General features: G+C 63.1%; 9 protein-coding genes and 1 pseudogene. 8 read left to right on the forward strand and 2 right to left on the reverse strand.

The genetic code is table 11. The annotated features are described in order from the left end of the window. Nucleotides 1-452: 452 nt before the first annotated feature. The 7 genes from HHL24_RS05370 to HHL24_RS05400 all read left to right on the forward strand — a co-directional run bounded on the left by HHL24_RS05370 (nucleotide 453) and on the right by HHL24_RS05400 (nucleotide 8,803). Complete coding sequence (locus HHL24_RS05370) at nucleotides 453-1,634, forward strand: LLM class flavin-dependent oxidoreductase (protein WP_169484472.1); 1,182 nt, start codon at nucleotides 453-455, stop codon at nucleotides 1,632-1,634. A 48-nt stretch (nucleotides 1,635-1,682) separates the two neighbouring features. Next, a complete protein-coding gene (locus HHL24_RS05375; RefSeq protein ID WP_169484474.1) occupies nucleotides 1,683-2,768 on the forward strand; it encodes an ABC transporter substrate-binding protein in 1,086 nt (361 codons plus the stop codon). 45 nt (nucleotides 2,769-2,813) lie between these two features. Then, nucleotides 2,814-3,644 carry an energy transducer TonB gene (locus HHL24_RS05380; protein ID WP_169484476.1) on the forward strand — a complete coding sequence of 277 codons (831 nt, stop codon included), beginning with the start codon at nucleotides 2,814-2,816 and terminating at the stop codon, nucleotides 3,642-3,644. Nucleotides 3,645-3,823: 179 nt separating this feature from the next. Continuing rightward, nucleotides 3,824-4,531: a MotA/TolQ/ExbB proton channel family protein gene (locus HHL24_RS05385; RefSeq protein ID WP_169484478.1), complete on the forward strand. Its 708-nt coding sequence runs from the start codon at nucleotides 3,824-3,826 to the stop codon at nucleotides 4,529-4,531. Next, nucleotides 4,531-4,941 carry an ExbD/TolR family protein gene (locus HHL24_RS05390; RefSeq protein WP_169484479.1) on the forward strand — a complete coding sequence of 137 codons (411 nt, stop codon included), beginning with the start codon at nucleotides 4,531-4,533 and terminating at the stop codon, nucleotides 4,939-4,941. Before HHL24_RS05385 ends, HHL24_RS05390 begins: the two co-directional genes overlap by 1 nt. Before the next feature lie 77 nt (nucleotides 4,942-5,018). Continuing rightward, a complete protein-coding gene (locus HHL24_RS05395; protein WP_169484481.1) occupies nucleotides 5,019-6,104 on the forward strand; it encodes an ABC transporter substrate-binding protein in 1,086 nt (361 codons plus the stop codon). 398 nt (nucleotides 6,105-6,502) lie between these two features. Next, nucleotides 6,503-8,803, forward strand: a complete 2,301-nt coding sequence (locus HHL24_RS05400; protein ID WP_169484483.1) for a TonB-dependent receptor — start codon at nucleotides 6,503-6,505, stop codon at nucleotides 8,801-8,803. Nucleotides 8,804-8,884: 81 nt separating this feature from the next. On the opposite strand, the gene HHL24_RS05405 is transcribed toward HHL24_RS05400, so the two are convergent. Both HHL24_RS05405 and HHL24_RS05410 read right to left on the reverse strand, forming a co-directional pair. Beyond that, nucleotides 8,885-9,904 carry a VTT domain-containing protein gene (locus HHL24_RS05405; protein ID WP_169484484.1) on the reverse strand — a complete coding sequence of 340 codons (1,020 nt, stop codon included), beginning with the start codon at nucleotides 9,902-9,904 and terminating at the stop codon, nucleotides 8,885-8,887. 215 nt (nucleotides 9,905-10,119) lie between these two features. After that, nucleotides 10,120-11,074: pseudogene (locus HHL24_RS05410) on the reverse strand (LysR family transcriptional regulator). Nucleotides 11,075-11,228: 154 nt separating this feature from the next. Between HHL24_RS05410 and HHL24_RS05415 the strand changes: the two are divergent. Next, a complete protein-coding gene (locus tag HHL24_RS05415; protein ID WP_169484485.1) occupies nucleotides 11,229-11,834 on the forward strand; it encodes a peroxidase-related enzyme in 606 nt (201 codons plus the stop codon). Nucleotides 11,835-11,836: the final 2 nt, after the last annotated feature.

The following is an 11,836-nucleotide window of genomic DNA, read 5'->3' on the forward strand; positions in this document are numbered from 1 at the left end:
GTGCGTTTCCATATTGAGGTTCGTGCTGCCCGCCGGCGGCGCGCGAAAGCGGTCGCGGCGGCGCGGACTGATAAATGCAAATTTCAGGCCAGGCGCGCGTGGATCCTCCTGGTGGCGCGGAGCGGGCGTGCGGCTCGGCTATGTCCCGCCGGTGCCACCGGTGTGGTGCGGGATTCGACACCTTCGCCGGTGTTGCTCCAGCAGCACTTGTCCGAAGCGGTGTTGCGCCAGCAACACGTGAGGTGCTGATGCAGCAGCTTGCGAGCAGGCTGGCTGCGCCGCGATCGGTGCCAGTCGAAGCGCCCGCAACGCTCGTGGCCATCGCGCATCGCGTGCCAATCGAAGGCTTCTCCATTGCAATTGGCATAGGCCGTGCTTAGAGAGGTGCCGAACCGGTTACGGCGCGCGTCATCGCGTGTCGACCCGACGCTAACACCAAGGAGAACAGATCAATGGCTGTCGAATTTCTGTGGCGCTTGCCGATGCACGGCGATGGCAGACGCGCACACGACCGGCACACCCGTGGCGAGTGGAATAACCAGACGGCCTCGCGCGTCGCGCCGAAAACGGATAGCGACGATTTTGGCTACATCGACTATCTGTCCCAGGTGGCGCGCGCAGCGGATCTGGTCGGTTTTCACGGCGCGTTGATTCCGATCTTCCGCTTTACCGAGGAGCCGTGGGTGGTGGCCGCGGCACTGGCGCGCGAGACCCGCAACCTGCGCTTGCTGATCGCGATGCAGCCGTGGTTCATGCATCCGGCGTATGCCGCGCAAATGGCGGCCAGCCTGCAGCGGATCAGCCGCGGCCGCGTGGAGTGGAACATCGTGACGGGCGGCGGTGGCGCGGATCAGCGCGCGTATGGCGACTTTATCGATCACGACAGCCGTTACGCGCGCACCGATGAATTTCTCGACGTGGTGAAGGGCTATTCCGCCGGTGAGCCCTACACGCACAAGGGCCGCTTCTATCAGGTCGAAGGCGGCGGCCTGGTCGCGCCGCTCTCCAGCCAGCCTGTGCCGCGTATCTATCTGGCTGGCGCCAGCGACGCCGCGATGGCGGTGGCCGCGAAACACGGTGATGTGCATCTGAGTTGGGGCGAGCCGCTGGCCAAACAGAAGGAGGTGATCGACCGCGCGCGCCAGGCGCTCGACGCGCAAAACGCCGAGCGCGATCTGCGCTTCGGCATGCGCATCGACATTCTCGCGCGCGAGACGGAAGAACAGGCATGGGCCGAGTTGCGGCAGATGTTCGCTACTGTCAGCGACTCGACGCAACTGGGTGGCACGCGACGCACCGTTGGCGTCGGCGATTCGGAGTCGGTTGGCGCGAAGCGGCAGTTCGCGCTGCACCAGGGCAACACCCAGCATTTCGACGACCTGATCGTCGGGCCGAACCTGTGGGCCGGCATGTCGAAGATTCGCGGCGGCCCAGGCTGCGTGATCGTGGGCAGCCACGAGCAGGTCGCGGAGCGGCTCGCCGAGTATGTGGACATCGGCGTATCGACCTTCATTCTGGCGAGCAACCCGCATCTGGAAGAAGCGTATCGCGTCGGCGAGGAGGTCCTGCCGCTGGTGGCGGGAGCGATCGATGCACGCAGAACCGCTGCGGCGTTGCGGGTCGCTCTTGCCTAAGGCGGCGGCAATCGGCCCCGCGTACAACAACAATCAAGGAATCCAACGATGAGTACAACCGTTGCGCAAGCCGCGACGTCCACTGCACTGTGGTACACCCGCTGTCCCGTGCCGACCGCGCTCGGCATAGCCGTTCACCGCGGCTGGTTCGACGAGGAGTTCGGACCGGACGGCATCACCCTGAATTCGTTGCAGGAGACCCGCGAGCCTGCCATACGCGAGTCGCATTTCGATCACAGTCTGCCGTCGTCGTTTCGCCAGGGCGGCAATATCCCGGCGTTGTGGGCGCGTTCGCGCGGTGCGGCGACGCGGGTTGTCGGCCTCTCGTGGACCAATGAATTTCAGGCGATCGTGACGCTGCCGGGCAGTGGCATTCGCCATTCGCGCGATCTGCGTGGACGGCGTCTGGGTCTGCCGCGACACGCGATCAGTATTGACTTCTGGCGCGCTGCCGCGCTCAAGGGTTTTCTTACCGCACTCGAACTTGAAGGCCTCGGGCATAGCGACGCGCAGTGGGTCGATTTACCCGAGCCGACGCGCGAAGCTGGTGAAGCGCGGATTGCTATCGGCAAGCTTGGGCAGGCGCCCGGCAATGCATCGACGTTTCGCGGGCCGCATGAGTACGGGCTGGAAGTGGCGGCGCTGGTGCGGGGCGATGTCGATGCGATCTTCGTGAAGGGCGTGGCCGGACTGGAAACCGTGCATCTGATCGACGCTCACGTGGTGATCGATCTGGGCGCACATCCCGATCCGCTGGTGCGCATCGGCAACGGTACGCCGCGCACGCTGACGGTGGATCAGGCGCTCATCGACGAGCGCCCCGATCTGGTCAGCCGGTTCGTATCGGTGGTGGTGGCGGCGGGTGACTGGGCGACGAAGCATCCGGCCGAGACCGTTGCCTATATCGGGCGTGAGACCCGTTCGTCCGACGAGTGGGTGCGCTATGCGTATGGCAGTGAAGTGCATCGGCATCTGGAAACCAATCTCGCGCAGACCTCGATCGACGGTCTCGTGGCGTTTAAGGACTTTCTATTCGAATGGGGCTTTCTCGAGCACGACTTCGACGCGCGAGCATGGATCGAGCCGCAGCCTTACACCGAGGTATCGAAATATCGCCGCGCATGGGTCGCCTAGTGTGGGGCGTCCTCGCGCAGCGCGCAAACCAGTAAGGAGTGAACCGTGACGTTTCTGACAATGGAGGGTTCGGGTACGCAGGCGCGACGCCATGCGGCGCGCTGGAGCGGCTCGGCGGTGCGCCGTTCGAACGTGCCTGCGTTTGCGCCACTGCCGCCGCAGCCGCTGACGCAGCGCGTGCCCGCGGCGGAGCATGAGTCGCGGGCGACGCAGCGGGCATGGGGCGAGATCGGCGCAGCCGCGCTGTTGATCGTCGCGCTGCACGCGGGATTCGTGCTGGTGGCGAGACATGGACATGTGGAGCCGCTCGCGGCTGTCGTGCCGCCCAAACCCCTGCCGATGACGGTGGAGCTGACGCGGCCGCCGGTGCCGTTGCCGCAGGCCAGGCAGGCGCCGCCGCCCCTGCCGCAGCCGATTAAACAGCAACCGCAGCCAGCACGCCCGCTGACGCGTGCCGCAGCCCCGAAGCCGGCGCCTGCTGCCACACCGCTCGTGGCCCAGCCGCCGCAAGCTTCGACGCCGGCCGACACAGTCGCCACGCACGTGCCGGCACCAGTGGCACCGGCCCCCGCCGCGCCCCCCGCGCCGGTGGCTGAAACCGCGCCGATCGGCAACGCCGCGTATCTGCACAACCCGGCGCCCGACTACCCACCGATCGCACAAGACCAGGGATGGGAAGGGCGCGTGCTGCTGCGTGTGCATGTGCTGCCGAACGGCAAACCTGACTCGGTCGATATCAGGACCAGCAGCGGCCGGAAGATGCTCGACGACGCCGCGGTGGCCGCGGTCCGGCGCTGGAGCTTCGTGCCGGCCAAACGGGGAGACGAAGCGGTCGACGGCTGGGTCAACGTGCCTATCGACTTCAAGCTGGGCTGAAGCGGGCCGTCTGCATGACGGGCGAAGCGCGTGCTTTCTTTTCAACACCGGATCTGAATTTCGAACCGAATTGCGAACCGAGTTCGAAGCGAATCTCGGACCGAATCTCGAACCGAATCTCGAACCGAATTGCGAACCGAATTGCGAACCGAATTGCGAACCAAAAGGAATCAATCATCATGAATGGCATTTCAACGACTTTCATCGTGCAGGGCGCGCTCTGGCTACTGGGAATTTTCTCGGTGGTGACGTGGACCCTCATTGTCGTCAAGGCCGTCCAAAGCGTGCGCGCGAGCGTGCAGAGCCGGCGCTTCACGAAGCAGTTCTGGGCGGCCAGCAGTTTCCACGCGGCAGCCGCGCTGGAACCCGGCGTGAGCCCGGTGGGCCGCGTCGCGGCAACCGGTTTCGAGACCTTGCAACGCGCCGACGAAGGCAATGGTCAGGATCTCGAACATAGCTGGAGCCGCCACGATCTGCTGGAGCGCCACCTGCGCCAGCAGATCCAGAACGAGCGCCGCCGCCTCGAAGCGGGTCTCGCCGTGCTTGCCTCGATCGGCAGCACCGCGCCGTTTGTCGGCCTGTTCGGCACCGTGTTCGGCATCATTCACGCGCTGACGGCGATCACGCACAGCGCGTCGGCGAGTATCGACGTGGTGGCCGGACCGATCGGCGAAGCGCTGGTAGCAACCGGCATTGGCATCGCGGTCGCGGTGCCGGCGGTGCTCGCCTACAACTTCTTCGTGCGCCTGGTCAAAGCGGCTTCCGCCGATCTCGACGGTTTCGCAACCGATTTCGTCACGCTCGCGCAGAAAGCCGGATTCCGCGTACAGGGCACGGCGGCGCGTGCGCAACCGAGCCTGAAGACCGTCAACGAGGCGTTCGCATAATGGCCTTCTCATCTTCTTCCGATAACGATGACGTGCTGAGCGAAATCAACATCACGCCGCTCGTCGACGTGATGCTGGTGCTGCTGGTCGCGTTCATCGTCACGGCGCCGCTGCTCAACAACGCGGTGCATGTGAATCTGCCCCGGACGGTCGCCACGGCGCCCGCCGATCAGAAGCCGGCCGTGACCGTCAGTGTCGATGCAAAGGGCGTTGTGTACCTCGACAAGCGACCCACCGATCTGCGCCTGATCGGCGCTGAACTGTCGGCGCTCAAGGCGAACAACCCGGATGTTGCGCTTAACCTGCAGGCTGATGAAGGCGTGCCCTACGGCACGGTGGCCAAACTGATGGCGGCGATCGAGCACGCCGGCATCAGCAAGCTGTCGGTACTGACGGCCAATAACGGTTAGCCACGGTTGAGTCACGGCTAATCACACCTAAGCACGGCAAATCACACCAGACACTCGACTCCTTACCGGAACAATTCATGAGCACTTCGGTTTCAGACAACATCCAGTCGATCTGGTACACGCGCTGCCCGGTGCCGACACCGCTCGGCATCGCCGCGCATCTCGGCTGGCTCGATGACGAATTCGCGCGCGACGGCATTACCGTACGCTCGTTACAGGAAACGCAGCATGCGGCCCAGCGCGCCTCACATATCGATCACACATTGGACAATTCGTTTCGCCAGGGAGGTAGTATCCCGGCGTTGTGGGCGCGTTCCGCCGGGGCCGATACTCGCGTGATCGCGCTGACGTGGGTGGACGAAGCGCAGGCGATCGTTGCGCTGCCCGACTCCGGCATCCGCACGGCGAAAGACTTGCGTGGACGCCGCGTTGGCCTGCCGAAGCGCGCGGGCGAGCGGATCGATATTTTCCGCGCGGCAGCGTTGCGTGGTTTTGTCAGCGTGCTGGATCTTGAGGGCCTGTCCGCGCGCGATGTCGAGCTGGTCGACGTGGCGGCGGCCAATGTGCGCGAGCCCGCGGATGGCGGTGCCTTGCCCACGGCGTCGTTCAGCAATCCGGGTAGCGTCAGCAGCCGCCGTCTCTATTCCGCGGAAATCGCGGCACTGGTGCGTGGTGAGGTCGATGCGATCTATGTGAAGGGTTCGCTCGGTCTCGAGAGTGCCTACCTGATCGGCGCGCGGGTTGTGGTCGACATCGGCTTTCATCCCGAGCCGAAGGTTCGCATCAACAACGGCTCGCCACGGCCGTTGACGGTCAACGCGGCCACGCTCGACAACCATCCGGACATCGTCAGCCGCTTTCTGGCGCGCGTGATCGACGTGGACGGCTGGGCGCGGGAGCACAAGCAGGAAGTGCTTGGCTATCTGGGCCGGGAAACCGGTTCGGGCGACGACTGGCTGCGTCTCGCTTATGGCGACGACGTGCATCAACGCTTGCGTACTGATCTCGACGACACGTCGATCGCCGCGCTCGACGATTTCAAAGGCTTCCTCGTGGAATGGGGCTTTCTGCCGGCGGACTTCGATATTCATGCGTGGATCGATCCACGCGCGCTCGCGCAATCACATCGCTATATCGCGTCGCCATCCGGTTCGCGCCGGTGAGGCCGACGATGTTTGGCTCTGAAATTAGATTCGGCATCCTGATGGCTGGTATTGAATCGTTCTGATCGCGGCCACCTCGCCGCGCTCACGTCACCCATCGCGAACACAGCATCACGCTCCCCAAGTGCGAACCTTGCGGATCATTCGCGCGCATTTTCCCGCTCAATAGCTGTCCCCGTGTTGGGGTGCTGCATACGCAACACCCCAACACCACCCCGCGGGTGCACCAGCAGCAATCACCCCTGGTGCCGTTCACGCAACCCTTGTGTGACGGGCCGCTTCACCTGGCATCCGACTTGCAATAGAGCACACCATGCGTGCCGCATCGCTCGCGCACGAAGACGAAAACTCGGTTGCGGGCGCAATCAAACAACAATTGAATAAGGATAGCGAAGTCAATGTTCAAGAGAAAAACACTCGTCGTTGCGCTCGGGGGAGTGCTTGCTGGTGGTGTGCTGGTGTCGCCGGCATGGGCTGCGGATAGCGCGGCAAGCGATGCTTCAGCTGAAGCGGCCGGTACGGCAGTACAGGCAAAGCCGAAAGCGAAGAACACGAACAAGGCCGTGGCCGATACGAATCTGGGAACGGTCACCGTCACCGCGCGCCGACGCAAGGAAAGCATTCAGGAAGTGCCGGTCGCCGTCACCGCGTTGAGCGGTGACACCATCAAGAACAACGAATTGCGAGTCGTCAACGACATCACCAAATACGTGCCGAACTTCACCGCGCAGTCCACCGAAGGACGCGAACGGCCCCGCTGGTTCCTGCGTGGCGTCGGCAGCAACGATCCGTCGGATCTGTCGCTGAGCCCGATCGGCGTCTACTTCGACGACGTGTATATCAACAGCGTGTTCGGCCAGGGCTTTCCGCTGTTCGACCTCGACAATATCCAGGTGCTGCGCGGCCCGCAGGGCACGCTGTGGGGCAAGAATACGATCGGCGGCGCGGTCAGCCTGACCTCGAAAAAGCCGACCTTCGACGTGGACGGTTATGGCAAGGTCGGGTTCGGCCAGTACAACAGCCGGCTTGCCGAAGCCGCGATCGGCGGTCCGATCGGCAACAACGACGTGCTGGCGGCGCGCATCTCGGTGTATCACGAGAACGGCGACAGTTTTTTCACCAACACAGTCGCGGATGGCCGTTTCGGCGGCTTCCACGACAACGCGGTGCGCTTCCAGTTACTCGCGGTGCCGACCTCGAATTCAGACTTCCTGCTGAACATCCACGGCCGCAATTACACCGGTGGCGGCGACCCGTGGCACGCACAAGGGGCCGCTTCTAACGGTGCAAACCAGTTTGGCTTCGTCGGGTCGAGCGATCCGCAAACGGTTTCATTGAATGCACCGTCGAGCGATCACATTGCGTCTTATGGCGGCTCGCTGACGGCGCATTGGCATATCAACAGCGCCCTGACGCTGACCTCGATTACCGCGCTGGAAGGCCTGAACCGCTGGTACCAGGACGATGAAGACTACTCGCCCTACGACGCGGCGCGTTCGCACGATACGCTTGCGTCGCATCAGTTCTCGCAGGAGTTTCGTATCGAGTCGCCGCAGAATGACCGATTGAGCTGGATCGCAGGGGCGCACTTCTTCACCGAGGAACTGAGCGAAGAGGGTGCCGGCGGCGGCTTGCCGGATGCGCCGGGCGGCCCGTCGGCCACCTATTACCATCTGACCGAACTGACTCAGCACACGCAAAGCGCCGCAGCGTTCGGCAGCGTGAAGTATCGCTTCACCGATCGCTTCAACCTGACCGGTGGCCTGCGCTATACGATCGAACGCAAGACGATCAATCTGACCGGTTTGGAAAATAGCGGCCCCGTTTCGTTCAGCGATGTGAGCAACTGGTGGGATCCAGCGTCGATCACGTCGCCACTCGCGGTGAGCGCGCGACAGAACCAGACCAACACCTGGCGCGCACCGACGTGGGACCTGACGCCCGAATACGCGATCAGTAACAACGTGCGGGCTTATATCCGTTATGCGCGCGGCTTCCGTTCGGGGGGCTACAACGGCAGCGCGTATACGCAAAGCACCGTATCGACAGTTACGCCCGAGTATCTGACCGACTACGAAGCCGGCATCAAGAGCGAATGGTTCGACAAGCGCCTGACCGCCAACGCGAGCGTCTTCCATTACGACTACCGCGACATTCAGGTATTTGCTCTCGCGCCGAATCCGTTAGGCGGCGCGCCGGTGTCCACATTGTCGAACGCGGGACAGGGGCGTGCCGATGGTTTCGAACTTGAATTGAAGGCGCAGCCGCTCAACAGCCTTTATCTGTTCGCGAACCTCGGACTGCTGAACACGCGCTTTACCGAGTTTGCCAATGTGCCGACCGCGGTGGGCAATTCGTTCGCCCGTTCGCCGCACACCACGATCGACGTGGGCGGTGAATACCGCGTGCCGCTGCCGGTGGGCTCGATCGCGTTGGGTGGCGATATTAACTACCGCAGCACCGAGTATTTCAGCGCGACGCGTCAAACCGTGCCGCAGCTGTGGCAGGCGGGCTATACGGTGATGAATGCGCACGTATCGTACGTCTCGTCGAATCAGAAATACATTCTGACCGGCTACGTGACGAACCTGACCAACAAGGTCTATAAAAAGCTGGAACTGTTGCCGTCTTATGGGGCGTATCCGGTGCTATATGGCGACCCGCGCGTCTTCGGTTTGACGTTTACGGCGAAGATCTGATCAGGTGCGCGTGCGGCTTGCAGCCCTAACGAAGCATGGCCTGCAAGCTTCATCTTCCACATCAGGCGGTGGCGCGCGAAGTCACTTCGCCAATCTGGCCCGCACGGTGTATTCGCCCTCGTTGCCTTCGTCTTCCGACATATGGGCCATCGCCGTCGCGAAGTCAGGTGGCAATGGCTCGACCGGATAGCCGCGTTTTTCCCATGCGTCGAGGCCGCCCTTGAGCGCTTTTACGTGATGGATATTCTTCCGATGCAGCTGGTTGATGATCCGCTTGGCGGTCGCTTCGTTAGGACAGACACAGTAGACGACAATCGGCCGCTTCAGCAACTCGGGATGCAGTGGCTCGGGCGAATCGAGGTCCAGTAACTGCGCGCCCGTGATCCGGTGCGATTCTTTCACGCGTATGCTGTGCGGCCGGGCATCGAGAATCAGCGGCGGCTCATTGGACTTCATCAATTCGTCGAGCTGGTCCGGCGAGATGCGTATATGTGCGAGCCAGCGGCGAAACTGCCAGCGGCGTACACAGCGATAGAGGAGCACGGCAACGAAGATCGCCGCGAACGCGTCGAAAATCGTGCCGCCGTGATGGCGCACGAGCAGAACGAGCTGCACGATCTGATCGTGAAGCGCTGCGCCGCCGACCACCCATACGCTGGCCCACAGCGCCGCGCCGACAAAATCCCACAGCAGAAACACGCCGACGTTGATTGGCGTGGTGCCGAGCAGCGGCGCCGAGATCAGACCGAGGCCGGGCAGGAACTTCGCGACGGTGAGGATCGGGGCGCCGTACCGTTCATAGGTATTGCGTGCGACGCGCACGGTGGTGTCGAGCGAGAGTGAGAAGCGCACCAGCTGGTTCAGCAACCGCCGGCCGTATGCCCGCCCGGTGAAGAACCACAGCGAATCCGCAATCAGCGTCGCGACGACGGCGGCGCCAATGACGCTGGCGTAAGAGGTCTGTCCCATCGCCGCCATGGTTCCGCCGAGGATCAGCATCGGCGCCGCTGGAATCGGCATGCCGAGTTGCGTGATGAGCACGCTCATGAACACGGCCCACACGCCCAGCGAGGGTGGAATAGCAACGGGAAAATGCCACACAACCAAGCTCCTCTTGATGCAATGAAAGGATTTGAAACAATCGGCGCCCGGTCCGCGTCTGTTGCGAACACGTCATGCGTGGCGGGTTCCCGCGGGGCAGCGGGCGACCACACGGCTCGTTCAGTCGCCCGGTACGAACGCGACAGCACGAAAGGCAGATTTAAGCACAGGTTGGAAAAAGGGCGCTACGGGGAGGGCTAAACGCCCGCAAAGATTCAAGAGGGCGGGACGATTACGCGCGCCGCGCTGCCCCCGTGCAGCCTGTCCTTGTCGCCGCTCAGCGCAGCGCGCAAGCGCGGCACCGCGAAGTCGATAAAACTGCGCGTTTTCAGCGGCAATGGCCCTTGCCCCGCGTGCATCAGGCTGACCGGGATCGGTTCGGGCTCGAATTTGCGCAGCACCAGTTGCAGCTTGCCTTCTTCGACGGCCCGCGCGGCCTGGTAAGAGAGTACGTGCGTGAGGCCTTACACCTGCGATAGCCGCGTCGATGGCGGCTTCCGCGGTATTGACGGACAGGCGCGGACGGATCGGCACGGCTTGCTGTTTCGCGCCGTGCGGCGCGAAAGTCCAGATCGGCCCGGACGGCAACGAGTCGACATTCACGCAAGCGAAGTGGGCGAGATCGGCGGGCGTGTCCGGCTTGCCGGCTTGCGCGAGGTAACGCGGACTGGCGCAGACCACCCGGACCACCGTGCCGACCTGGGTCGCGATCATGCTGCTGTCGGGCAGCTTGCCGATGCGCAACGCGACGTCGATATGTTCGTCGAGCAGATGCAGCGTGCGGTCAGCCAGCACCAGACGCACGGCGATCGCCGGGAACGTTGCGAGGAAATCGTTGATGATGGGCAGCAGATGCAGGCGTCCGAACACCATCGGCGCCGTGACGACGAGTTCGCCGCGCGGCGTGCTGTACTCGCCTGCGGCCGCGCTTTCGGCTTCGCTCACCTGTTCGAGGATCTGCTTGCAGGCGGCGAGGTAGGCCGCGCCTGCGTCCGTCAAGGTCAGCTTGCGCGTGGAGCGCACCAGCAGCCGCGCGTTCAGATGCGCTTCGAGCTCGGCGACTTTACGGCTGACGGTGGGGAGCGGTGTGCCCAGTTTGCGGCTCGCGGCCGAAAAACTGCCGGTCTCCACCGCGGCCACCAGAATTGACATTGCCTCCAGGCGATCCATGGACCCTCTCGGTCTTCGAGAATTGATCCATCGAAAATACAGCATTACGTGTGCTTCTGGAAGGCGAGCTACGGGTAATCGGGTCGCTCATGCCGTGTTCCGCGGCACGGTTGCTACAATCGTCGTACACATACAGATACGACGGAGAGACCGCATGGCAAACCTTCAGCCAATCAGCCGCTACCCCGTGCCCGAGCCGGGCGAATGGCCGGACGACATCCGTGCCCGGATCCTCGAAGTGCAGGAAAAAGCCGGTTTTGTCCCGAACGTGTTTCTCACGCTGGCGCATCGGCCAGATGAATTCCGCGCGTTTTTTGCGTACCACGACGCGTTGATGCTGAAAGAGGGCGGCTTAAGCAAAGGCGAGCGCGAGATGATCGTCGTCGCCACGAGTGCAGTGAATCAGTGCCTGTATTGCGTGGTCGCACACGGCGCGATTCTGCGTATTTACGAAAAAGCGCCGTTGCTTGCGGATCAGGTGGCCGTCAATCATCGTAAGGCGGATATCACGCCGCGCCAGAAGGCGATGCTCGACTTTGCGCTGAAGGTCTGCCGCGAATCCGGCACGGTCGACGATGCCGATTTTCAGACGCTGCGCGAGCATGGCTTTTCAGATGAAGACGTGTGGGATATCGCAGCCATCACGGCATTTTTCGGCTTGTCGAACCGCATGGCCAACGTCATTTCAATGCGCCCGAACGACGAGTTCTATCTGATGGGGCGCGTGCCGAAAGCGGCGGCGGACGCGCCGCGAAAGTAGCA

The sequence above is a fragment of the Paraburkholderia polaris genome, from assembly GCF_012927345.1.
Taxonomy (GTDB): domain Bacteria; phylum Pseudomonadota; class Gammaproteobacteria; order Burkholderiales; family Burkholderiaceae; genus Paraburkholderia; species Paraburkholderia polaris.